This window comes from Streptomyces sp. NPDC058295 (genome assembly GCF_042880655.1).
Lineage (GTDB): Bacteria > Actinomycetota > Actinomycetes > Streptomycetales > Streptomycetaceae > Streptomyces > Streptomyces coriariae.
In genome coordinates this window covers 123838-146308 of the sequence record NZ_JBHVYO010000004.1, presented here as the reverse complement: position 1 = coordinate 146308, position 22471 = coordinate 123838, and the positions used below count along the sequence as shown (strand labels likewise).

At 70.2% G+C, this 22471-nt stretch carries 22 protein-coding genes; 17 read left to right on the top strand and 5 right to left on the bottom strand.

Going from position 1 to position 22471, the window contains the following annotated elements; translation table 11 throughout:
• Nucleotides 1–79 precede the first annotated feature (79 nt).
• Nucleotides 80–1207 (top strand): ferrochelatase, encoded by a 1128-nt coding sequence (locus ACFVYS_RS06130; RefSeq protein WP_389499321.1) that lies wholly within the window; start codon nucleotides 80–82, stop codon nucleotides 1205–1207.
• Between the two features lie 8 nt (nucleotides 1208–1215).
• Nucleotides 1216–2031 (top strand): inositol monophosphatase family protein, encoded by an 816-nt coding sequence (locus tag ACFVYS_RS06125; protein WP_389499319.1) that lies wholly within the window; start codon nucleotides 1216–1218, stop codon nucleotides 2029–2031.
• Between the two features lie 75 nt (nucleotides 2032–2106).
• On the opposite strand, the gene ACFVYS_RS06120 is transcribed toward ACFVYS_RS06125, so the two are convergent.
• Complete coding sequence (locus tag ACFVYS_RS06120) at nucleotides 2107–2283, bottom strand: hypothetical protein (RefSeq protein WP_310435743.1); 177 nt, start codon at nucleotides 2281–2283, stop codon at nucleotides 2107–2109.
• A gap of 415 nt (nucleotides 2284–2698) precedes the next feature.
• On the opposite strand from ACFVYS_RS06120, the gene ACFVYS_RS06115 reads away from it, so the two are divergent.
• The 4 genes from ACFVYS_RS06115 to ACFVYS_RS06100 all read left to right on the top strand — a co-directional run bounded on the left by ACFVYS_RS06115 (nucleotide 2699) and on the right by ACFVYS_RS06100 (nucleotide 6302).
• Nucleotides 2699–3352 (top strand): response regulator transcription factor, encoded by a 654-nt coding sequence (locus ACFVYS_RS06115; protein WP_020125132.1) that lies wholly within the window; start codon nucleotides 2699–2701, stop codon nucleotides 3350–3352.
• 6 nt (nucleotides 3353–3358) lie between these two features.
• On the top strand, nucleotides 3359–4603 hold the full coding sequence (locus ACFVYS_RS06110; RefSeq protein ID WP_389499316.1) for a sensor histidine kinase: 1245 nt from the start codon (nucleotides 3359–3361) through the stop codon (nucleotides 4601–4603).
• Nucleotides 4604–4999: 396 nt separating this feature from the next.
• Entirely contained in the window at nucleotides 5000–5296 is a 297-nt protein-coding gene (locus tag ACFVYS_RS06105; RefSeq protein WP_003993510.1) for a DUF4193 domain-containing protein, read from the top strand.
• A 13-nt stretch (nucleotides 5297–5309) separates the two neighbouring features.
• A complete protein-coding gene (locus ACFVYS_RS06100) occupies nucleotides 5310–6302 on the top strand; it encodes a hypothetical protein (protein WP_389499314.1) in 993 nt (330 codons plus the stop codon).
• 9 nt (nucleotides 6303–6311) lie between these two features.
• On the opposite strand, the gene ACFVYS_RS06095 is transcribed toward ACFVYS_RS06100, so the two are convergent.
• Entirely contained in the window at nucleotides 6312–6776 is a 465-nt protein-coding gene (locus ACFVYS_RS06095) for a DUF3093 domain-containing protein (RefSeq protein WP_389499312.1), read from the bottom strand.
• A gap of 58 nt (nucleotides 6777–6834) precedes the next feature.
• Here ACFVYS_RS06095 and ACFVYS_RS06090 point away from each other — a divergent pair, with 58 nt between their 5' ends.
• The 8 genes from ACFVYS_RS06090 to ACFVYS_RS06055 all read left to right on the top strand — a co-directional run bounded on the left by ACFVYS_RS06090 (nucleotide 6835) and on the right by ACFVYS_RS06055 (nucleotide 14798).
• Nucleotides 6835–7419, top strand: a complete 585-nt coding sequence (locus ACFVYS_RS06090) for a PaaI family thioesterase (RefSeq protein ID WP_389499310.1) — start codon at nucleotides 6835–6837, stop codon at nucleotides 7417–7419.
• Entirely contained in the window at nucleotides 7416–7967 is a 552-nt protein-coding gene (gene dut, locus ACFVYS_RS06085; RefSeq protein ID WP_054243626.1) for a dUTP diphosphatase, read from the top strand. Before ACFVYS_RS06090 ends, dut begins: the two co-directional genes overlap by 4 nt.
• 1 nt (nucleotide 7968) lies before the next feature.
• Complete coding sequence (locus tag ACFVYS_RS06080) at nucleotides 7969–8733, top strand: DUF3710 domain-containing protein (RefSeq protein ID WP_389499307.1); 765 nt, start codon at nucleotides 7969–7971, stop codon at nucleotides 8731–8733.
• A gap of 208 nt (nucleotides 8734–8941) precedes the next feature.
• On the top strand, nucleotides 8942–10120 hold the full coding sequence (locus tag ACFVYS_RS06075) for an alginate lyase family protein (RefSeq protein WP_389499305.1): 1179 nt from the start codon (nucleotides 8942–8944) through the stop codon (nucleotides 10118–10120).
• A 185-nt stretch (nucleotides 10121–10305) separates the two neighbouring features.
• Nucleotides 10306–12864, top strand: a complete 2559-nt coding sequence (locus ACFVYS_RS06070; protein ID WP_389499304.1) for an ATP-binding protein — start codon at nucleotides 10306–10308, stop codon at nucleotides 12862–12864.
• Nucleotides 12858–13574 (top strand): response regulator, encoded by a 717-nt coding sequence (locus ACFVYS_RS06065; RefSeq protein WP_389499302.1) that lies wholly within the window; start codon nucleotides 12858–12860, stop codon nucleotides 13572–13574. Before ACFVYS_RS06070 ends, ACFVYS_RS06065 begins: the two co-directional genes overlap by 7 nt.
• A 57-nt stretch (nucleotides 13575–13631) precedes the next feature.
• Entirely contained in the window at nucleotides 13632–14030 is a 399-nt protein-coding gene (locus ACFVYS_RS06060) for an OB-fold nucleic acid binding domain-containing protein (protein WP_355703405.1), read from the top strand.
• A gap of 3 nt (nucleotides 14031–14033) precedes the next feature.
• Nucleotides 14034–14798, top strand: coding sequence for a DUF3159 domain-containing protein (locus ACFVYS_RS06055; RefSeq protein ID WP_389499301.1), 765 nt, complete (start codon nucleotides 14034–14036; stop codon nucleotides 14796–14798).
• A gap of 209 nt (nucleotides 14799–15007) precedes the next feature.
• Here the strand turns inward: ACFVYS_RS06055 and ACFVYS_RS06050 are convergent, their stop codons facing one another.
• Both ACFVYS_RS06050 and ACFVYS_RS06045 read right to left on the bottom strand, forming a co-directional pair.
• Nucleotides 15008–15685, bottom strand: a complete 678-nt coding sequence (locus ACFVYS_RS06050; protein ID WP_389499299.1) for a potassium channel family protein — start codon at nucleotides 15683–15685, stop codon at nucleotides 15008–15010.
• A complete protein-coding gene (locus ACFVYS_RS06045) occupies nucleotides 15685–16353 on the bottom strand; it encodes a TrkA family potassium uptake protein (protein WP_020125146.1) in 669 nt (222 codons plus the stop codon). Before ACFVYS_RS06045 ends, ACFVYS_RS06050 begins: the two co-directional genes overlap by 1 nt.
• 413 nt (nucleotides 16354–16766) lie before the next feature.
• Here ACFVYS_RS06045 and ACFVYS_RS06040 point away from each other — a divergent pair, with 413 nt between their 5' ends.
• Nucleotides 16767–18860 carry an APC family permease gene (locus ACFVYS_RS06040; protein WP_389499297.1) on the top strand — a complete coding sequence of 698 codons (2094 nt, stop codon included), beginning with the start codon at nucleotides 16767–16769 and terminating at the stop codon, nucleotides 18858–18860.
• A gap of 138 nt (nucleotides 18861–18998) precedes the next feature.
• Entirely contained in the window at nucleotides 18999–20339 is a 1341-nt protein-coding gene (locus ACFVYS_RS06035; RefSeq protein WP_389499295.1) for a class I SAM-dependent RNA methyltransferase, read from the top strand.
• 849 nt (nucleotides 20340–21188) lie between these two features.
• Here the strand turns inward: ACFVYS_RS06035 and ACFVYS_RS06030 are convergent.
• Entirely contained in the window at nucleotides 21189–21770 is a 582-nt protein-coding gene (locus ACFVYS_RS06030; RefSeq protein ID WP_389499293.1) for a sigma-70 family RNA polymerase sigma factor, read from the bottom strand.
• A 484-nt stretch (nucleotides 21771–22254) separates the two neighbouring features.
• Here ACFVYS_RS06030 and ACFVYS_RS06025 point away from each other — a divergent pair, with 484 nt between their 5' ends.
• The gene (locus tag ACFVYS_RS06025; protein ID WP_389499291.1) at nucleotides 22255–22455 is read left to right on the top strand and encodes a peptidase inhibitor family I36 protein; all 201 of its coding nucleotides are present in this window, start codon (nucleotides 22255–22257) and stop codon (nucleotides 22453–22455) included.
• Nucleotides 22456–22471: the final 16 nt, after the last annotated feature.

Genomic DNA, 22471 nt, shown 5'->3' with positions numbered 1-22471 from the left:
AACGCATCCGGGTAGAGGCGGTGCCCGGCCGGTACCCCGCCGTTTCCCGCCTGTCGGAGGGGGGTGGCAGGATCGACTCATGCGAGACGCGCTCGATGCCACCCCCTACGACGCCCTGCTCCTGCTCTCCTTCGGCGGCCCGGAAGGCCCGGACGACGTGGTTCCGTTCCTGGAGAACGTGACGCGCGGGCGCGGCATCCCCAAGGAACGCCTCAAGGAAGTGGGCCGGCACTACTTCCTGTTCGGCGGGGTCAGCCCCATCAACGACCAGAACCGCGCCCTGCTGGACGCCCTGCGCAAGGACTTCGCCGACCACGGCCTGGACCTGCCGATCTACTGGGGCAACCGCAACTGGGCCCCGTACCTCACGGACACCCTGCGCGAGATGATCACCGACGGCCGTCGCCGCGTCCTCGTCCTCGCCACCAGTGCCTACGCCTCGTACTCCGGCTGCCGCCAGTACCGCGAGAACCTCGCCGACGCGCTGGCCGCGCTGGAGGCCGAGGGGCTCGAACCGCCGAAGGTCGACAAGCTGCGGCACTACTTCAACCACCCCGGCTTCCTGGAGCCCATGATCGAGGGCGTGCTGCGGTCGCTGGCCGATCTCCCCGAGGACGTCAGGGACGGCGCGCACCTCGCCTTCTCGACCCACTCCATCCCGAACGCCTCCGCGGACACCTCCGGCCCGGTCGAGGACCACGGCGACGGCGGCGCGTACGTGAAGCAGCACCTGGACACCGCGCGGCTCATCGCCGACGCCGTCCGCGAGCGCACCGGCGTGGACCACCCCTGGCAGCTCGTCTACCAGTCCCGGTCCGGCGCCCCGCACATCCCCTGGCTGGAGCCCGACATCTGCGACCACCTGGAGGAGCGGCACGCGGCCGCCGTCCCGGCCGTCGTGATGGCCCCCATCGGCTTCGTCTCCGACCACATGGAGGTCCTCTACGACCTCGACACGGAGGCCAGGGCCAAGGCCGAGGAGCTGGGCCTGCCGGTGCGCCGCTCGGCCACCGTCGGCGCCGACCCGCGCTTCGCCGCCGCGATCCGCGAGCTCGTCCTGGAGCGCGCCGCGGCGGAGAGCGGCCTCGAGGTCACCCCGTGCGCCCTGGGGGCGCTCGGTGCGAGCCACAACCTGTGCCCGGTCGGCTGCTGCCCCGCCCGCGCCCCCAAGCCCGCCGCCGCGGGCGCCGACAGCCCCTACGCGTGAGGAACGGCGTGACCGACCCCCTGCACACCGAACTGCTCGAGCTCGCCAAGGAGGCCGCCCGGCGGGCCGGCGAGCTGCTGCGGGACGGCCGCCCGGCCGACCTCGCGGTCGCGGCCACCAAGTCGAGCCCGATCGACGTGGTCACCGAGATGGACATCGCCGCCGAGAAACTGATCACGGGCCTCATCTCCGAGCACCGCCCCGACGACGGCTTCCTCGGCGAGGAGGGCGCCTCCAGCGAGGGCAGCAGCGGCATCCGCTGGGTGATCGACCCCCTCGACGGCACGGTCAACTACCTCTACGGACTGCCCACCTGGGCGGTCTCCATCGCCGCCGAGCAGGACGGCGAGAGCGTCGTCGGGGTCGTCGAGATCCCGATGCGCGGGGAGACGTACCACGCGGTGCGCGGCGGCGGGGCGTGGGGGAGCGGCGCCCGGGAGGGCGAGCACGCCCTGTCCTGCCGTGCCGCGGCGCCCCTCGAGCAGGCCCTGGTCTCCACCGGCTTCAACTACGTCACCGAGGTCCGCGCCCACCAGGCCGACGTCGCGCAGCGGCTGATCCCGCTGCTGCGGGACATCCGGCGCAGCGGCTCGGCCGCGGTCGACCTGTGCGACGTGGCCGCGGGACGCCTCGACGGCTACTACGAACGCGGCCTGCACCCCTGGGACCTCGCCGCGGGCGACCTGATCGCCCGGGAAGCGGGCGCGCTGACCGGTGGGCGGCCCGGAGCGCGCCCCGCACGTGACCTGACGGTCGCTGCCACCCCCGGCGTCTTCGAGCCCCTCCAGCGACTCCTGGAGGAGTTCGGCGCCTGGCACGACTGAGCCGCTTCCGCGCGGCCGCGCGAAGGGGCCCCGGCGCTGGATTCGCCGGGGCCCCTCCGCGTACCTGCGAGCTGCTCAGACGACGCTCGTCGCGCCGACCTCCACACCGTGCTCGGCGGCGAGGCGGCGCAGGTCGTCGAGCTCGGCCTGTTCCACCTCGACGAGGAAGTCGTCGCCCTCGTCGCGAGCCCGCGTCAGGTCGGACTCGGTCGTCCTTATGCGGTGCAGAAGTCCTGCGGTGAATGCGTCCATGCTGCGCCCCCTCGTCCTGGGTCGTGGGTCGGTGGCACGGGGGTGTGCCGGTTGGGAAGGGGCGATCACGTCTGCCATAGGTGCCCAGCGCTGCCCTGCCGGGCGGCGACGGTGCCGGACACCCACGCCCGCTCTGCGGCAAACGGACCGCGGAGTACCGCATGGTGCTGCGGCACATGCAGAGCGTGATCGCGGGGTGTAAAGCCGTCCTCCCCCCGCTCTCTTCCGTGGAAACCTCAACCCCACGAGAAAATCTCGCATTCCCGGGCTTCACACCCGGCCTTCATCTTCCGCGCACCCGCCTTACCGCCGACTTATGGCCGAAAAGGGCAGGATGGAAGCCCACACTCACCGAAACCCTGCCCGCGTGCGCTCACTCAGCGCTACGCGGGTGGACACAGGAAGGACAAGCGACGTGCGCGTACTCGTCGTCGAGGACGAGCAACTGCTCGCCGATGCGGTGGCCACCGGACTGCGCCGGGAGGCCATGGCCGTCGACGTCGTGTACGACGGTGCGGCCGCCCTGGAGCGCATCGGCGTGAACGACTACGACGTGGTCGTCCTCGACCGGGACCTCCCCCTCGTCCACGGCGACGACGTCTGCCGCAAGATCGTCGAACTCGGCATGCCCACGCGCGTGCTGATGCTCACGGCCTCCGGTGACGTCAGCGACCGCGTCGAGGGTCTGGAGATCGGCGCCGACGACTATCTCCCCAAGCCCTTCGCCTTCAGCGAGCTGATCGCACGCGTGCGTGCCCTCGGCCGGCGCACCAGCCTGCCGCTGCCGCCCGTCCTGGAGCGGGCCGGCATCAAGCTCGACCCCAACCGCCGCGAGGTCTTCCGCGACGGCAAGGAGGTCCAGCTCGCGCCCAAGGAGTTCGCCGTCCTGGAGGTGCTGATGCGCAGCGAGGGTGCGGTGGTCTCCGCGGAGCAGCTTCTGGAGAAGGCCTGGGACGAGAACACCGACCCGTTCACCAACGTCGTACGCGTGACCGTCATGACGCTCCGCCGCAAGCTGGGCGAACCTCCGGTGATCGTCACCGTCCCCGGTTCCGGCTACCGGATCTGATCCGCCGTGGCATCGACACCAGCGCCTCCCCAGGCGCCCCCGAAGCCCACCTGGGCCCCCAGGAGTCCGCAGTCCCCCTTCCCGTGGCTGCGCCCGACCATCCGCATACGGCTCACGCTGCTGTACGGCGGCATGTTCCTGATCGCCGGCATCCTGTTGCTGTCGATCATCTATCTGCTGGCCGCGCAGGCCCTGCGCACCGGCAACCAGCCGTTGTTCAAGATCGTCGGCGTCGGGGGCCTGAAAGTCTCCAGCACCGACTGTCCCGGGCTCGCAAGCGGCCAGACGTTGGACGAGTTCAACGACGCGATCAGCCAGTGCATGAACCACCAGCGCCAGGCGGCTCTGGACAACCTCCTCAGCCGGTCCCTGCTGGCCCTCCTGGGCCTCGCGGTGATCGCCTTCGCCTTCGGCTACGCCATGGCCGGCCGGGTGTTGTCCCCGCTCGGCCGGATCACCCGCACCGCTCGCGCGGTGGCGGGCTCGGACCTGTCCCGCCGTATCGAGCTGGACGGGCCGGACGACGAGCTGAAGGAGCTCGCCGACACCTTCGACGACATGCTGGAGCGCCTCCAGCGGGCCTTCACGGCCCAGCAGCGCTTTGTGGGCAACGCCTCGCACGAGCTGAGGACCCCGCTGGCGATCAACCGCACGCTGCTCGAAGTGCACCTCTCCGATCCGGACGCGCCGGTGGAACTGCAACAGCTCGGCAAGACGCTGCTGGCCACCAACGAGCGCAGCGAGCAGCTCGTCGAGGGCCTGCTGCTGCTCGCCCGCAGCGACAACCAGATCGTCGAGCGCAAGCCGGTCGACCTCGCGGAGGTCGCCGAGCAGGCCGTCGACCAGGTGCACGGGGAGGCGGCGGCCAAGGGCGTGATGATCCGCGGGGAGCAGAAACCCGCCGTCGTTCAGGGCAACGGCGTCCTGTTGGAGCGGATCGCGCTGAATCTCGTGCAGAACGCCGTACGGTACAACGTGTCCGAGGGCGGCTGGGTCGAAGTGACCACCGAGGTCCAGCACGGGCAGGCGGTCCTCGTCGTGTCGAACACCGGGCCGGTCGTGCCCGCATACGAGATCGACAATCTGTTCGAGCCCTTCCGTCGCCTGCGTACGGAGCGGACCGGCAGTGACAAGGGGGTCGGCTTGGGCCTGTCCATCGTGCGGTCCGTGGCCCGGGCACACGGCGGCCATATCGCGGCCCAGCCGCGCGAGGGGGGTGGGCTCGTGATGCGGGTCACCTTCCCCGTCTGAGATCATGTCGCCGACACACGCGGGGATGTTCGCTTTGCGCGGAATTTTCAGGGTCCCTACCTGGCTTCCCCGTGTGTGATCGATCACAAGGGCGAATTTCTGGCCATCTACTCTCCGTGATCATGAATGCCGTCGTAAAGCCCGGAAAATCCGGGTTTTCAGGGGTCCTGATCACGGGAAGTACACGGTGAGACGCCTTTGAAGTGCGGCATTCGGACCGTGTACGGTCCCGATCGCCATCCAAGCCGATCACTCGTGAGGAGTTCGGTTGGGTGTCGATTGAGTAACAGACCTTGATGTGAGGCAAAATCTCCGCCTCGAGGCGGGCACAAGTCCGGCCTCTCACGCGTTACGTGCGCTGGAGACACCGCAGACACCCAGAGGGGGAGAGGCGAAATGGCTACCGATTACGACACCCCACGCAAGACCGATGACGACGTCGACTCAGACAGTCTCGAAGAGCTGAAGGCGAGGCGGAACGACAAGTCCGCTTCCGCAGTCGACGTCGACGAATTCGAGGCCGCGGAGGGGCTCGAGCTGCCCGGCGCAGACCTCTCGAACGAGGAACTGGCCGTCCGGGTGCTGCCGAAGCAGCAGGACGAGTTCACTTGCATGAGCTGCTTCCTGGTGCACCACCGCAGCCAGCTGGCCCGGGAGAAGAACGGCCAGCCGATCTGCCGCGACTGCGACTGAGGCGGGGTCGGCCGTGACTGGCTCGACCCCACCTCGGAAGCGCCGCTTCCCCCTGCGGGGAACGGACAAGGGGCCCTCCCAAGGCCCTGACGGCGTGCGTGACGACGAGCGAGGCTCATCCGGTACGGGAGCGGTCCCGGCAGGATCGGCCTCGCTCGAACCCGCGACTGACCGGACTGACCTCCCGGTGCCGACGCGGAACGCCGCCCCCGTCGCCAAGCGACGGGCGGCGGTCATCCGGGACAAGGCGAAGGACCTGGCCCTGGAAGGCGCCCGCAAGGGCGGGAACCGCGCCAGGGCGGGACTGGGGCACCTCGCCGACCGAATCATCTACCTTGCTCCACGGGTCCCTGTACGGGACCTCCAGACGCTGCGCAGGCAGTTCCCCGGCCTCGGGCCCGAGCAGCTCGCGGACAAGCTCGTGTCGGGCGCGGCGAACGCCACGTCCACCGTAGGCGCGGGCATCGGGGCGGCGGCGATGCTTCCCGTGCCGCCCGCCATGCCGACCGAACTCGCCGCGGAGATCACCGGCGTCGCGGCCATCGAGCTGAAACTGATCGCCGAACTCCACGAGGTCTACGGAGTGCGGCCGGCGGGCGGTCTCAAGGACCGCAGTACCGCGTATCTGCGCTCGTGGTCGGGCGAACGAGGCGTCAACGTCATGAAGCCGTCCTCGATCAACTCGGCGCTCGGCGGCCAGATGAAGCGTGAGCTGCGTCAGCAGATCATGAAGCGCATGGTCCGTGACCTGCCGAACCTGATGCCCTTCATGGTGGGCGCCGCTGTCGGCGCGGTCATGAACCGCCGGGACACCAGGAGGGTGGCCGCGAAGATCCGGGCCGACCTGCGGAAGACGCAGGTGCCGTGGGACGCGCTGCCGGAACTGCCGCCGCTGGAGAGACCGGCGGATCCGCTGGCCATGGGGGAGATCTCCAAGAACCCCTTGAACCCCCTGGGTCCCGACGATCCCGAGGGCCCCGGGAACCCCAGAGAAATCGGGCGCTGAGGACTGCGGTTACGCCGTCGCCTCCCGCGCCGCCTTCAGCGCCTGCGCCAGGCGCTCCGGCTCCCGCGTCGACAGGTACAGGTAGGGGGTCGGGTCGTCCGGGTCGGTGACCTCGACCCGCAGGGCCGTGGGGATGTAGGAGCGCAGCAGCAGGAAGGCCCGGGTGTCGGCCTTGTACGTGCGCCAGGCGCGCGCCCCGTCCGCGTCCAGGATCTCCGCCTCGCCCAGGGCCGCGACCGGGATCTTCGCCTCGCCCGCGATCAGCGAGTCGCCCACGACGCGGATGCGGAGGGAGCCGTAGGAGCTGGCCACCACCGCGGCGGCCGCGGTGCCGCCGACCAGACCGCCGAGCAACGGCAGGGTGCCGAAGGGCAGCAGGATCAGGGCCATGGAGACACCCACGAGGAACGACACGAACCACCACGAGCGCGGGGCGGTGAGGCGTTCTTCGTACGGGGTGGTCGAGAGCTGCATGGGGCCAAGCTTGGCACGGTGTCCTGATACGGCGGACGCGCGGGTAAGGTCTGCGGCTGTGAGTGGTACTTCCGCAGCTCTTGAGCCTCCGGCCGATGCCGTGAAACCCGTTCGGCACCCCGACGCTCCCGCGCCCGGCGAGCTTCTCGGTGCCCACTACGAACACTGTTTCGGTTGTGGTGGCGAGCAGACGCACGGGCTGCAGCTGGAGGCGCGGGCCGGCGAGGGCGTGACCGTGACCGCCGGGTTCACCGTGCAGCCCGCGCACCAGGGTGCGCCCGGCCTCGCGCACGGGGGGATCCTGGCCACCGCCCTGGACGAGACGCTCGGCTCGCTGAACTGGCTGCTGCGGACGATCGCCGTGACCGGACGGCTGGAGACCGACTTCGTGCGCCCCGTGCCCGTCGGTACCACGCTGTACCTGGAGGCCGAGGTGACCGCGGTGGCCAGGCGCAAGATCTACTCGAGCGCCACCGGGCGGATCGGCGGCCCCGACGGGCCGCTCGCCGTCCGCGCCGACGCGCTCTTCATCGAGGTCGCCGTCGAGCACTTCGTGAGCCACGGCCGTGAGACGGAGATCCAGGCCGCCATGAGCGACCCGGACCAGATCAGGCGCACCCGCGCCTTCGAGGTGAACCCGTGAGCCGCGACCCCCTGAACGTCCTGATCCGGCGCGTCGACCCCGACGTACCGCTTCCGACGTACGAGCACCCGGGTGACGCCGGGGCCGATCTGCGCACCACGCGCAGCCATGAACTCGCGCCGGGGGAGCGGGCCGTGCTGCCCACGGGGGTGTCCATCGCCCTGCCCGAGGGGTACGCGGCCTTCGTGCACCCGCGCTCGGGGCTGGCCGCCCGGTGCGGAGTAGCCCTCGTGAATGCCCCGGGGACGGTTGATGCCGGGTACCGTGGGGAGATCAAGGTGATCGTGGTGAATCTCGACCCGCGCGAGTCCGTGCGGTTCGAGCGCTTCGACCGGATTGCCCAACTGGTCGTCCAGCAGGTCGAGAGGGTCCGCTTCCAGGAGGTGGCGGAGCTTCCCGAATCGGCGCGGGCCGCAGGGGGCTTCGGGTCCACCGGCGGGCATGCCGCCGTGGGCGGTGAAAGCGGTACAAGCGCCTCGGCCGCCGAGGGCGGCGCGACGGGTGGGAATCGATACGCTTCGGTCGTATCCGACCGGGAAGGACAGTGACGTGTTCGGACGTCGCAAGAAGAAGGGTGCCGCCGAGGACGCGGCCGGCGAGGCCGAGCAGGTCGTCGACAATGTCGACGCTGAGGCGGACGACGTAGAGGGTGTGCGCGAGCGGGTGCGGCTCGAGCCCGAGCCGCGGCCCGACGGGCCCTGGGACGACTCGGAGGTGCGCGACCCGGCCGAGGGCCGTGTGGACCTCGGCGGGATCTTCGTGCCCGGGGTCGACGGCATGGAGCTGCGGGTCGAGGTCGCCGGTGACGCGATCGTCGCGGCGACCGTCGTACTGCGCGACAGCGCCATCCAGCTCCAGGCCTTCGCCGCTCCCAAGCGCGAGGGCATCTGGGGCGAGGTGCGCGAGGAGATCGGCTCCGGCATCACTCAGCAGGGTGGCATCGTCGACGAGGTCGAAGGCCCGCTGGGCTGGGAGCTGCGGGCCCAGGTGCCGGTGCAGCTGCCGGACGGCACGGGTGGCTTCCACGTCGTGCGGTTCGTCGGTGTGGACGGTCCCCGCTGGTTCCTGCGCGGGGTGATCTCGGGCCAGGGCGCGGTGCAGCCGCAGGCGGCCGGTCTGCTCGAGCAGATCTTCCGGGACACCGTCGTGGTCCGCGGTGAGGGCCCGATGGCGCCCCGCGACCCGATCGTCCTCAAGCTGCCGAACGACGCGCAGATGGTCCCCGAGGGCGTCCAGCAGCAGGACGAGGGCTCCCGCTTCTCCGGCGGCATGGGCCAGCTCCAGCGCGGACCGGAGATCACCGAGGTCCGCTAGTCCGCGACGGCAGACCGCAACGGCCGAAAGGGCCGCACCCCGCACGGGGTGCGGCCCTTCGTCGTGTTCGCGTCTCGTGCGCGCGTCTCGCGGTCTTCTCGTGTGGGAAGCCTTGACGGTGCATTGGTCTGGACCTACGGTCTCCGCTCAACGCCTGAGTTCATAAGGGCGCTCTGTGTTCACATACGAGAACAAGAACGGAGCTGCTGTGCGTCGAACCGCCTTCCTTGTGACCGTCACCGCCCTGGTCCTGGGCGCTCTCGCGTCCCCGAACGTCCCCCGGGCTCAAGCCGCCCCCACCACCTTCGCGCACCCCGGGGTCACCGTCTCCCGGGCGCAACTGGACTTCGTCCGGGGCAAGGTCGACTCCGCGGCCCAGCCCTGGAAGGGCGCCTTCGACCAGCTGCTGGCCAGTAGGTACGCCAGCCTGAGCCGCACCCCCAAGCCCCGCGCCGTGGTCGAGTGCGGGTCCTACTCCAACCCGAACTACGGCTGCACGGACGAGCGGGAGGACGCCCTCGCGGCGTACACCGACGCCCTCGCCTGGTACGTCACGCGGGACGAGCGGTACGCGAAGAAGGCCATCGAGCTGATGGACGCCTGGTCGGCCGTCGTCAAGGACCACACGAACAGCAACGCGCCTCTCCAGACCGGCTGGGCCGGCTCGTCCTGGCCGAGGGCCGCCGAGATCATCAAGTACACGTACACCGGCGGCTGGGCCAACTCCGGCCGCTTCGCGACCATGCTGCGGGACGTCTACCTGCCCGAGGTCGTCAACGGCTCCAACTCCAACGGGAACTGGGAGCTGTCCATGACGGAGGCCGCGATCGGCATCTCCGTCTTCCTCGAGGACAAGACCTCGTACGACAAGGCCATGGCGAAGTTCCGCACCCGCACGGCGGCCTACGTCTACCTGGCCTCCGACGGCGAGCTGCCGAAGACCGTGCCGAGCCAGAACCTGAACACCCGGGACAAGATCGTCGCCTACTGGCAGGGGCAGGGCACCTTCGTCACCGGCCTGACCCAGGAGACCTGCCGTGACCTCACCCACACCGGGTACGGCATCTCCGCGATCTCGCACGTCGCCGAGACCAGCCGGATCCAGGGGCAGGACCTGTACGGCACCGACGTCGGTGAGCGGCTGCGGCAGGCCCTCGGTTTCCAGGCCAGGTACGAGCTCGGCGCGGCCGTCCCGAGCTGGCTGTGCGGCGGCTCGCTGAACCAGACGCTCGGCCCGGTCACCGAGGTCGGTTACAACGCGCTGCACAACCGGCTGGGCATCGCGATGACCAACACCCAGACGCTCACCCTGCAGAACCGCCCGGCCGGCAGCAACAACCTCTTCGTCGCCTGGGAGACGCTCACCCACGGGGACAATCCGGCGTGACCCGGTGTACGTGAACCGATGCGGGGGGCTCGTCCGATGAAGGGGTGAGGGACGCCGGTGGTCGTCTCGCCGCGTCAGGGTTGCGTCAAAGGCGTCCCTCACCCCTCAGCTCGTCCCTTATGCCGGAACTGTTGGCCGTAAGGTCGACGCTGCGTACGCAGGAGTCACAGGAAGACAATGAGGCCATGGCACGCGGCAAGCTGCGGATCTACCTCGGTGCGGCACCGGGCGTGGGCAAGACGTACGCGATGCTGTCCGAGGCGCACCGCCGGGTGGAGCGCGGTACGGACTGCGTGGTCGCGTTCGTCGAGCACCACGGGCGGCAGCGCACCGAGGTGATGCTGCACGGCCTCGAGCAGGTCCCGCGCCGGGAGCTGGAGTACCGGGGCGGCGCCTTCACCGAGATGGACGTGGACGCGGTCCTCGCCCGCGCCCCGCGGGTCGCCCTGGTGGACGAACTCGCGCACACCAACGTCCCGGGCTCGCGCAACGCCAAGCGCTGGCAGGACGTGCAGGAGCTGCTCGCCGCCGGCGTCGACGTGGTCTCGACCGTGAACATCCAGCACCTGGAGTCCCTCGGCGACGTCGTGGAGTCGATCACGGGGGTGCGGCAGCAGGAGACGGTGCCCGACGAGTTCGTCCGGCGCGCCGACCAGATCGAGCTGGTGGACATGTCACCGCAGGCGCTGCGGCGGCGGATGGCGCACGGGAACATCTACAAGCCGGACAAGGTCGACGCCGCCCTGTCCAACTACTTCCGGCCCGGAAACCTCACCGCCCTGCGGGAGCTGGCCCTGCTGTGGGTGGCCGACCGGGTCGACGAGTACCTGAAGCAGTACCGCAGTGAGCACCGGGTGTCGGCGATCTGGGGTTCGCGCGAGCGGATCGTGGTCGGGCTGACCGGCGGTCCGGAGGGACGCACCCTGATCCGGCGGGCGGCGCGGCTGGCGGAGAAGGGCGCCGGCGGCGAGGTGCTGGCCGTGTACATCGCGCGCAGCGACGGGCTGACCTCCGCCTCACCCAAGGAACTGGCGGTCCAGCGCACCCTCGTGGAGGACCTGGGCGGCACCTTCCACCATGTGGTCGGCGACGACATCCCGGCCGCGCTGCTCGACTTCGCCCGCGGGGTCAACGCCACGCAGATCGTGCTCGGCTCCTCGCGCCGCAAGGCCTGGCAGTACGTCTTCGGGCCCGGGGTCGGCGCGACGGTCGCCCGGGAGTCGGGGTCCGACCTCGACGTGCACATCGTCACCCACGACGAGGTCGCCAAGGGGCGCGGACTGCCGGTGGCCCGTGGCGCCAGGCTCGGGCGGGCCCGGATCATCTGGGGCTGGCTGGTCGGTGTGGTGGGCCCGGTGCTGCTGGCGCTGCTGCTGAACACTGTCCACCTCGGCCTCGCCAACGACATGCTGCTCTTCCTGGCCGTGACGGTGGCGGCGGCGCTGCTCGGCGGGCTGCTGCCGGCACTGGCCTCGGCGGCGGTGGGCTCGCTGCTGCTGAACTACTTCTACACACCACCCCTGCACCGGTGGACGGTCGCCGACCCGAAGAACATCGTCGCCATCGTGATCTTCGTCGGGGTGGGGGTGTCGGTGGCCTCGGTGGTGGACCTGGCGGCCCGGCGTACGCACCAGGCGGCCCGGCTGCGGGCCGAGTCGGAGATCCTGTCCTACCTGGCGGGCAACGTACTGCGGGGCGAGACCAGCCTGGAGGCGCTGCTGGAGCGGGTCCGCGAGACCTTCGGGATGGAGTCGGCGGCCCTGCTGGAGCGGGCGGACGACAGGGCGCAGTGGACCCGCGCGGGTCACGTCGGGTTCGGACGGCCGGTCGAGCGGCCCGAGGACGCGGACGTGGAGGTGCCGGTCGGCGACCACCTGGCGCTGGCGCTCACCGGGCGGCTGCTGCCCGCGGAGGACCGGCGGGTGCTGGCCGCGTTCGCCGCGCAGGCGGTCGTCGTACTGGACCGGAGGCGCCTCCAGGAGGAGGCCGACCAGGCCCGCGCGCTGGCCGAGGGCAACCGCATCCGCACCGCCCTGCTGGCCGCCGTGAGCCACGACCTGCGGACCCCGCTGGCCGGGATCAAGGCGGCCGTGTCGAGCCTCAGATCCGACGACGTGGCCTGGTCCGAGGAGGATCAGGCGGAGCTGCTGGAGGGCATCGAGGAGGGCGCGGACCGCCTCGACCACCTGGTGGGCAACCTGCTGGACATGTCCCGACTCCAGACCGGTACGGTCACGCCGATCATCCGGGAGATCGACCTGGACGAGGTGGTGCCGATGGCGCTCGGCGGGGTGCCCGATCCGGCGGCGAGCGTGGAGCTGGACATCCCGGAGTCGCTGCCCATGGTCGCGGTGGACGCCGGGCTGCTGGAGCGGTCCGTCGCCAACCTGGTGGAGAACGCGGTCAAGTACAGTCCGGGCGGCGAACCCGTGCTGGTCTCGGCGAGCGCGATGTCCGACCGGGTCGAGGTACGGGTCGTGGACCGCGGGCCGGGCATTCCCGACGAGGCCAAGGAGCGGATATTCGCCCCCTTCCAGCGCTACGGTGACGCTCCGCGCGGGGCCGGGGTGGGGCTGGGTCTCGCGGTCGCGCGTGGCTTCGCCGAGGCCATGGGCGGCACCCTCAACGCCGAGGACACCCCCGGCGGCGGCCTCACCATGGTCCTCACCGTCCGCGCGGCGGGGCACCGCCTCGAGCCGCAAGCAGCGCAACCCGCACAACCCGAAAGGCACGCCTCATGCTGAGCCCGGCCGAGGGGACGCCCCAGGCCCCCACGAGAGTGCTCGTGATCGACGACGAGCCGCAGATCGTCCGCGCCCTCGTGATCAACCTCAAGGCCCGCAGGTACGAGGTCGACGCGGCCCACGACGGCGCTACCGCCCTGCGGCTCGCCGCCGCCCGCCACCCCGACGTGATCGTCCTCGACCTGGGGCTGCCGGACATGGACGGCGTCGAGGTGATCAAGGGACTGCGCGGCTGGACCAGGGTGCCGATCCTGGTGCTGTCCGCCCGGCACTCCTCCGACGAGAAGGTCGAGGCGCTGGACGCGGGCGCCGACGACTACGTCACCAAGCCGTTCGGCATGGACGAACTGCTGGCTCGGCTGCGAGCCGCCGTCCGCCGGGCGGAACCCGCCGGGGGCGGCGAGGACGAGGTCCTGGTGGAGACCGACGGGTTCACCGTCGACCTGGCCGCGAAGAAGGTCAACCGGGCCGGGAAGGACGTACGGCTGACCCCCACGGAGTGGCATCTGCTGGAGGTGCTGGTGCGCAACTCCGGCCGGCTGGTCAGCCAGAAGCAGCTGCTCCAGGAGGTCTGGGGACCGTCGTACGGAACGGAGACGAACTATCTGCGGGTGTACATGGCGCAGCTGAGACGCAAGCTCGAGGCGGATCCCTCGCATCCCCGGCATTTCGTCACGGAACCCGGGATGGGATACCGGTTCGAGCGCTAGTGCGACGGGTGGGGCGGCGGCTACGGCTCGGTGGGTGTGCCCCGGTACCCTTCAGACATGAGTGCTGTCCCTCGTTCCGAAAAGCCGGTGGGCCGGTTCCGGCGCATGCTCGACCGGCTGTCCTCGTCGCAGGAGGACCTGGAGTCCGAGGAGCTGCGAGAGGAAGCCGAGACGGTCGGGTGTACGCGGATCGGCGACTGCCAGGACCGCCAGATCGTCACGGTTACTGGTACCTTGCGCACGGTCACTCTGCGGCCACGCGCCGGGGTTCCGGCCCTGGAGGCCGAGCTGTTCGACGGCAGCGCCGCGCTGGACGTGGTGTGGCTGGGCAGGCGCTCCATAGTGGGCATAGAGCCGGGACGCAGGCTCATCGCATCGGGGCGGGTCTCCATGAGCCGGGGCCGCCGGGTGCTGTTCAACCCCAAGTACGAACTGAGACCCCTGGGTAGGGAGTAGCCGGTGACGTCGCTCGACAAGCCGACCGAAGACACGACCGCGGACGACACGACCGCGGCCGACGCCCGGGCGGTGACCGAGGCCGCGCTGTTCGAGGCGTTCGGCGGGGTGCGGGGCATGGTCGAGACGGTCGTGCCCGGCCTGCTCTTCGTCACGATCTTCACGATCAACAAGGATCTGCACATGTCCGCGATCGCCGCGCTCGCGGTGTCGCTGATCCTGGTCGTGGTCCGCCTGGCGATGAAGGACACCGTCAAGCACGCCTTCAGCGGGGTCTTCGGCGTCGCCTTCGGCGTCGTCTTCGCGATGATGACCGGCAACGCCAAGGACTTCTATCTGCCGGGCATGCTCTACACGCTCGGCCTGGCCCTCGCCTACATCATCACCACACTGTGCGGGGTGCCGCTGATCGGCCTGATCCTGGGCCCGGTCTTCAAGGAGAACCTCTCCTGGCGGACCCGTAACCCGGGCCGCAAGAAGGCGTACGCCAAGGCCAGCTGGGCGTGGGGCCTGATCCTGCTCGCCAAGTGCGCGATCCTGTTCCCGCTGTACTGGTGGGCCGACACCGCGCAGCTGGGCTGGGTGCTGATCGCACTGAAGATCCCGCCGTTCCTGCTCGCCGTCTGGCTGACGTGGGTCTTCCTCGCGAAGGCGCCCGCGCCGATCGATGTGTTCGCCGAGATGGAGGCGGAGGAGAAGGCCGCGGCCGATGCCGCTGCCGCGGAGGCGTCGTCGGAGGTCGGCGGGCGGCACCGTCGGGAGGGGTAGTTCCCGGTGTCGGGGTGACCGTCCCTGGGGGCTGCGCCCCCAGACCCCCCTTCGGCCCTGAACGGGCCTCGTCCTCAAACGCCGGACGGGCTGACGGGAACCCGTAGGGGCCTGTCCTCAATCGGCCGGACGGGCTGAAAGACACACACGTGATGGGGGCGACCGGAGATCTCCGGTCGCCCCCATCACGTGTGTGCCGGACCGTAAGGTCAGCTGCCGGTGTCGTCCTTGCGGACCGACAGCAGGTCCTCCAGCTGTTCCTCCCTCGCCTGGGCGGCCACGAAGAGCAGTTCGTCGCCCGCCTCGAGTGAGTCCTCGCGGGTCGGGGTCAGGACCCGGGTGCCGCGGATGATGGTGACCAGCGAGGTGTCCTCGGGCCACTCCACGTCGCCGACCTGGGTGCCGGCCAGGGCCGACTCCTCGGGGAGGGTCAGTTCGACGAGGTTGGCGTCGCCGTGGCTGAAGCGGAGCAGCCGGACCAGGTCGCCGACGCTCACCGCCTCCTCGACCAGGGCCGACATCAGACGCGGGGTGGAGACGGCCACGTCCACGCCCCAGGACTCGTTGAACAGCCACTCGTTCTTCGGGTTGTTCACCCGGGCGACGACGCGCGGGACGCCGTACTCCGTCTTGGCCAGCAACGACACGACCAGGTTGACCTTGTCGTCACCGGTCGCGGCGATCACGACGTTGCAACGCTGGAGGGCCGCCTCGTCGAGGGAGGTGATCTCGCAGGCGTCGGCCAGCAGCCACTCCGCCTGCGGGACGCGCTCGACCGAGATGGCGGTCGGCGCCTTGTCCACGAGCAGGACCTCGTGGCCGTTCTCCAGCAGCTCGCCCGCGATCGAGCGGCCGACGGCGCCGGCTCCGGCAATGGCGACCCTCATCAGTGACCGTCCTCCTTGGGGCCCTCGGCGAACGAGGCCTCGACCTTCTCGACCTCGTCGCTCCGCAGCATCACGTGCACCAGGTCGCCCTCCTGGAGCACCGTCTGGGAGGTGGGCAGGATCGCCTCGCCGAGGCGGGTGAGGAACGCGACGCGGACGCCCGTCTCCTCCTGCAGCTTGCTGATCTTGTGGCCGACCCAGGACGGGGCGGCGTGCACCTCGGCGAGCTCGACGCCCCCGGTGGGGTCGCGCCACAGCGGCTCGGCACCCGAGGGGAGCAGCCGGCGCAGCATCTGGTCGGCCGTCCAGCGGACGGTGGCGACGGTGGGGATGCCGAGGCGCTGGTAGACCTCGGCGCGCCGGGGGTCGTAGATGCGCGCGGCGACGTTCTCGATGCCGAACATCTCACGGGCCACCCGGGCGGCGATGATGTTGGAGTTGTCGCCGCTGGACACGGCGGCGAAGGCGCCGGCCTCCTCGATGCCCGCCTCGCGCAGGGTGTCCTGGTCGAAGCCGACTCCGGTGACCCGCCGGCCACCGAAACCGGAGCCCAGTCGTCGGAAGGCGGTGGGGTCCTGGTCGATCACGGCGACCGTGTGCCCCTGTTGCTCCAGGGTCTGCGCGAGGGCGGAACCCACCCTGCCGCAGCCCATGATGACGATGTGCACGACCGTCCTTCCGAGGTCAAGAAGTCAAGAAGTCAATAAAAATTCTGGCTTGGCTTTGAACAGGGTCTCAGACCGTCGCCCAAGCTACACACGTGCGGTCCGCGCAGGGCACCCCCGTGCACGCTTTACGCGATCAGCGGCGGCTGATGCTCCAGAGACTGAGGAAGGTAAGGATTCCGAGGCCGACGAGGGTGCCGACGGCGCCGATGATCTCCGCGGTCGTGTGCATGGACCCTCCAAGGGGGCGGCAGCGGGCGGGGATTGTCATATAGACATGGGGATCGGCACGGTCGCGGAATCCGCAGCACGGGCATGGCCGAATTCACCCGGGAGGCAGACGCGGCACGCCATCACCCGACTGAGGCCGGGGGAGGGTGGGCGGTCCCGTGTTCGAAGGCCTACGATCCTCTGTTGTGTCCAAACTGACCGACGTGCCCAAACGGATTCTGATCGGGCGCGCACTGCGCAGTGATCGGCTCGGAGAAACGCTCCTGCCGAAGCGCATCGCCCTGCCCGTCTTCGCTTCCGACCCGCTGTCCTCCGTGGCCTACGCGCCCGGGGAGGTGCTGCTGGTCCTGTCCATCGCGGGCGTGTCGGCCTACCACTTCAGCCCCTGGATCGCCCTCGCGGTCGTCGTGCTGATGTTCACGGTGGTCGCCTCCTACCGGCAGAACGTCCACGCCTACCCCAGCGGCGGCGGCGACTACGAGGTGGCCACCACCAACCTCGGCCCCAAGGCCGGCCTGACCGTCGCGAGCGCGCTGCTCGTCGACTACGTCCTGACCGTCGCGGTCTCCATCGCCTCCGGCATCGAGAACCTCGGCTCCGCGATCCCGTTCGTGGTCGAGCACAAGGTGGCCTGCGCGGTCGCCGTGATCGTGCTGCTGACGCTGATGAACCTGCGCGGCGTCAAGGAGTCCGGCAAGCTCTTCGCGATCCCGACCTACGTCTTCGTCGCGGGCGTCTTCATCATGGTCGCCTGGGGTGCCTTCCGCGGGCTGGTGCTCGACGACACCATGCGGGCGCCGACGGCCGAGTACACGATCAAGGCCGAGCACCAGGGCCTGGCCGGGTTCGCCCTGGTCTTCCTGCTGCTGCGTGCCTTCTCCTCCGGCTGTGCCGCGCTCACCGGCGTGGAGGCGATCTCCAACGGCGTCCCCGCCTTCCGCAAGCCCAAGTCGAAGAACGCGGCGAGCACGCTCGCGGCGATGGGCCTGCTGGCCGTCACCATGTTCTGCGGCATCATCGTCCTGGCGCTGGTCACCGACGTCCGGATGGCCGAGAACCCGGCCGTCGACCTGCTGCACAACGGGGTCGCGGTCGGCGCCGACTACGTCCAGAACCCGGTGATCACCCAGGTCGCCGAGGCCGTCTTCGGCAAGGGCAGCTTCCTCTTCATCGTCCTCGCCGCGGCCACCGCCCTGGTGCTGTTCCTCGCGGCGAACACCGCGTACAACGGCTTCCCGGTGCTCGGCTCGATCCTGGCCCAGGACCGCTATCTGCCCCGCCAGCTGCACACCCGCGGCGACCGCCTCGCCTTCTCCAACGGCATCGTGCTGCTCGCCGGTGCGGCCACGATGCTGGTCATCATCTACGGCGCCGACTCCACGCGGCTGATCCAGCTGTACATCGTCGGCGTGTTCGTGTCGTTCACCCTCAGCCAGATCGGCATGGTCCGGCACTGGAACCGCCTTCTGGCCACCGAGACCGACCAGGCCAAGCGCCGCCACATGGTCCGCTCCCGCGCGATCAACACCTTCGGCGCCTTCTTCACCGGACTGGTCCTGATCGTCGTCCTGGTCACCAAGTTCACGCACGGCGCCTGGGTCGCCCTGCTCGGCATGGTGATCTTCTACGGGACGATGAGCGCGATCCGCCGCCACTACGACGGCGTCTCCGCGGAGATCGCCGCTCCCGAGGGCCCCAGCGACGACACCGTCCGGCCCTCGCGCGTCCACTCGGTGCTGCTGATCTCCAAGATCCACCGCCCGACGCTGCGCGCCCTCGCCTACGCCAAGCTGATGCGCTCCGACACCCTCGAGGCGCTCACCGTCAACGTCGACCCGGCCGAGACGAAGACGCTGCGCGACGAGTGGGAACGGCGCGGGATCGACGTACCGCTGAAGGTCCTGGACTCGCCCTACCGCGAGGTCACCCGGCCGGTCATCGAGTACGTCAAGAGCCTGCGCCAGGAATCGCCGCGCGACGCGGTGTCGGTGATCATCCCGGAGTACGTGGTCGGCCACTGGTACGAGCACCTGCTGCACAACCAGAGCGCGCTCCGGCTCAAGGGCCGGCTGCTGTTCACCCCGGGCGTCATGGTCACGTCCGTCCCGTACCAGCTCCAGTCCTCCGAGGCGGCGAAGAAGCGGGCCCGCAGGCGCTCGGAGTGGAACGCCCCGGGTGCGGTGCGACGCGGTCCCGCGCAGGAGGGACGCCCGAAGGAGCCGTCGGGCACCGGTTCCGGCAGCGCCCCGGGCTCCTCGGGGCCGGACCCGAAGAAGTGACCCTCGCGCCGGGCGGCCCCGCGATCCTCGCCTCTTGACCCCCGCCCCGGCGCATGGTGAACGGCCGGACGACAGCCACGTAGACTGGTGGGCTGTTGTCCGGCCGTTCCTCGTTCGACGTTGTGGAGTCACCCCGCCATGCAGGCAGAACCGAAGAATTCGCAGGCGGTGTCGCTCGTGGGGCAGGAATACGAGGTCGAGATCGGCCCCGTCGCCCACGGCGGCCACTGCATCGCCCGGACGGACGCCGGTCAGGTGCTCTTCGTCCGGCACACGCTGCCCGGCGAGCGGGTCGTGGCCCGGGTGACCGAGGGCGAGGAAGGGGCCCGGTACCTGCGCGCGGACGCCGTACAGGTGCTGGAGGCGTCCAAGGACCGCGTCGAGGCGCCCTGCCCGTACGCCGGACCCGGCCGCTGCGGCGGCTGCGACTGGCAGCACGCCAAGCCGGGCGCCCAGCGTCGGCTCAAGGGCGAGGTGATCGCCGAGCAGCTGCTGCGGCTCGCGGGCCTCACGCCCGAGGAGGCCGGCTGGGACGGCACCGTGATGCCGGCCGAGGGCGACAAGCTGCCGGCCGGCGAGGTGCCCGCATGGCGCACCCGCGTCCAGTACGCCGTCGACGCCGACGGCAATGCCGGGCTGCGGCGCCACCGCTCGCACGAGGTCGAGCCGATCGAGCACTGCATGATCGCGGCGCCGGGCGTCAGCGAGCTGGGCATCGAGGACCGCGACTGGTCCGGGATGGCGTCCGTCGACGCGATCGCCGCGACGGGCTCGCAGGACCGCATGGTGATCCTCGAACCCCGCCCCGGCGCCCGTCTGCCCCTCGTCGAGCTGGACCGGCCCGTCTCCGTCATGCGGGTCGAGGAGCACGACGGCGGCATCCACCGCGTGCACGGCCGGGCCTTCGTGCGCGAGCGCGCCGACGGCCGGACGTACCGCGTCGGCAGCGGCGGCTTCTGGCAGGTCCATCCGCAGGCCGCCGAGACCCTCGTCAAGGCGGTCATGCAGGGCCTGCTCCCGCGCAAGGGCGACATGGCACTCGACCTGTACTGCGGCGTCGGCCTCTTCGCGGGCGCCCTCGCCGACCGCCTCGGCGACAAGGGTGCGGTGCTGGGCATCGAGTCCGGCAAGCGCGCCGTGGAGGACGCCCGGCACAACCTCGCCGGGTTCGAGCGGGTACGGATCGAGCAGGGCAAGGTCGAGGCGGTGCTGCCGCGCACCGGGATCACCGAGGTCGACCTGATCGTCCTCGACCCGCCGCGCGCGGGCGCGGGCAAGAAGACCGTCGAACACCTGGCTTCGCTGGGGGCACGGAAGATCGCGTACGTGGCCTGCGACCCGGCGGCGTTGGCCCGCGACCTGGCGTACTTCCGGGACGGCGGCTACAAGGTGCGGATGCTGCGGGCGTTCGATCTGTTCCCGATGACGCATCACGTGGAGTGCGTGGCGATTCTGGAGCCGGTGGGCAAGGGGGCCTGAGCTGCGGTTTCGCGGTTCCGGTGAGTCGCTCGACCTGTTTCCCCCGGAACAGGGGGTCGAGCGACAGGACCGACCTTGCAGGCTGTCTGACGTGCGCATTCATGGGAGAGACGCTCGCAACGGAGACGTCTTCGGGGTCTCGTTCGGAGATCGTTGACGCTCGGATGACGCTCATCTCGGGGCTCTGGGTCAGCCGCGTTGTTCTCCATCGCGGGAGACGATCACCGGGCGAGGCCGGTATCTCTGGCCACGCCAGGTACCTCAGCTCCCGGAGACCGATGCAGACGTGTGTATCGGCTGCGCTGATGGCTTCCGGGCTGTGGACGGTCACGGCCCTCGTAAGGTTCAGCCTCTCCGCCGCGAGATGATGCGTGCCGTACGACCTCTCTCCGAGTCGACCGCCACGGCGTCGCTTTGGTGGGCGGGCCCGCTTCGCCCGCCCGGCGTGGGGTCGATCTGGGCATCAGGGGCCGCGTCGCACGGCTCTGACACCGTTCGCACCGTGGTCAGAGCGTCGGCCGCCGCATCTCCTCGAAGTCGCGCAGGTCGATGGTCGAGGGGGCCAGGGACACATCGGCGAAGTGCCGTTGCTCGGTCGAGCACTCCGGGCACCGGCGACGTGGGTTCCGGCGTCCTGCCCAGTGCGCCGATGACCGCGCAGGGCCTGGACGGCGGCTCCTCCCTGATCAACTCGCAGTTCACCATGCTTCGCTTCTGTGGGGGCACGGCGTGGGATGACGACTTGAGAGGGCCTCGTCAGGAGGCGGAGAAAGCCCGCACGGAGGGCCGTATGCAGGCCCGGTGGAGCGGTGGAGCGGTGGAGCGCACGGACGGTTGCACCGGCCGTGACTACTCCCCGGAAACCCCCTGTTTCTGCAGTCCCTCACGCAGTGCCCGCACGGCGTAGAAGGCGCGGCTCTTGACCGTACCGGGCGGGATGCCGAGGTGCTCGGCCGCCTGGGCGACGCTGCATTCCAGGTAGTACATGAGTCGGATGACGGTTCTCTGCTGCTCGTTCAGTTCCTGCAGGGCCTTCAGCACCACATGGGAGGTGATCGTCGATTCCGTGCTGTCCCAGGAGGCGTCCAGGTCCTCGACCGGCATGAGCTCCAACGGCCTGATCTGCCGGGCCCGATGGTGGTCGATGACGAGGTTCCTCGCCACGGTGAACAGCCACGGCCGGATGTGCTCGCCGCGGGTGCCCAGGAACCGGGCGTGCTTCCAGGCGCGGGCCGCGGTCTCCTGGAGGATGTCCTCGGCCTTGTGCCAGTCGCCGTCCAACAGGCGCGCGGCGTACCGAACGAGCAGAGGCCCGTACTGATCGTAGATGTCTCGGACAAAGGCGTCGCAGTCGGTCTCCGATGCGACGGGCCGGGCGTGCGCCCGAGCCGGAGCGAGGAGGGCGGTCCCCGCTTCCATGATCCCGTTCATGGGTGGTGCCCATTCCTGTTCAAGTGCTCTATGGCGTGCTCTACCGCAAGTGCGGGCGAGTGGCTCAACACTCGTAGGAAGCCCTTAGCCAAACCTTGTCGTTCCCTTGTCGTGCCGGCCGGCGAGAGCGACAAGGGCCAGGTGAAGGTCGGCGGGCGGCGGGCGATGCTCGGCGGCCCTGGTGCACGGGTGCTAGCTCCGGCCCTCGGTGCCGGCGGCCAAATGACGACCCGTTCTGTGCGGCGGACCGTTCATCGTCCGCGGCACAAGGTGAACCGCCGCCCTGTTCCGGTCGTTCGCAAGAGAGGGACACGCGCTCGGAGAACACGGCGCGCGGTTCTGCGACGGACGCTGCGCCGCGCCTTGCAGGCGTGCTTCCCATCCACCATGCCCCCGGCGTTCTCGCCTGTGTCGAGATGAAGAGGAATATTTGTGATCGGTTCACGGCTTCGCCGGTTCCTGCTGCCCGGAGCAATACCGGCCGGTGTTGAGCCCGAACTGCACGCCCCATGCCGGCAGTTACATGAACGACCGTACGACCTCGCTCCGGAACCGGACCAACCGCACCGTCTGTATGGACCGGCACGAGAACTACAGCTACGACATGGGGTGTTACGGGGTCGGTGGCTCGACCGGCGTACTACCCATCCACAACGACGAGCTGACGAGCTTCCGGCTCGTGTGATCCCGACGCGGGGGAG

What these genes read in the sequence shown, in the direction of transcription:
- ACFVYS_RS06065 (WP_389499302.1), top strand. Translation starts at nt 12,858, where the DNA reads ATGCTGAGCCCGGCCGAGGGGACGCCCCAGGCCCCCACGAGAGTGCTC.
- ACFVYS_RS06105 (WP_003993510.1), top strand. Translation starts at nt 5,000, where the DNA reads ATGGCTACCGATTACGACACCCCACGCAAGACCGATGACGACGTCGAC.
- ACFVYS_RS06120 (WP_310435743.1), bottom strand. Translation starts at nt 2,283, where the DNA reads ATGGACGCATTCACCGCAGGACTTCTGCACCGCATAAGGACGACCGAG.
- ACFVYS_RS06070 (WP_389499304.1), top strand. Translation starts at nt 10,306, where the DNA reads ATGGCACGCGGCAAGCTGCGGATCTACCTCGGTGCGGCACCGGGCGTG.
- ACFVYS_RS06060 (WP_355703405.1), top strand. Translation starts at nt 13,632, where the DNA reads ATGAGTGCTGTCCCTCGTTCCGAAAAGCCGGTGGGCCGGTTCCGGCGC.
- ACFVYS_RS06030 (WP_389499293.1), bottom strand. Translation starts at nt 21,770, where the DNA reads ATGAACGGGATCATGGAAGCGGGGACCGCCCTCCTCGCTCCGGCTCGG.
- ACFVYS_RS06130 (WP_389499321.1), top strand. Translation starts at nt 80, where the DNA reads ATGCGAGACGCGCTCGATGCCACCCCCTACGACGCCCTGCTCCTGCTC.
- ACFVYS_RS06050 (WP_389499299.1), bottom strand. Translation starts at nt 15,685, where the DNA reads ATGAGGGTCGCCATTGCCGGAGCCGGCGCCGTCGGCCGCTCGATCGCG.
- ACFVYS_RS06095 (WP_389499312.1), bottom strand. Translation starts at nt 6,776, where the DNA reads ATGCAGCTCTCGACCACCCCGTACGAAGAACGCCTCACCGCCCCGCGC.
- ACFVYS_RS06035 (WP_389499295.1), top strand. Translation starts at nt 18,999, where the DNA reads ATGCAGGCAGAACCGAAGAATTCGCAGGCGGTGTCGCTCGTGGGGCAG.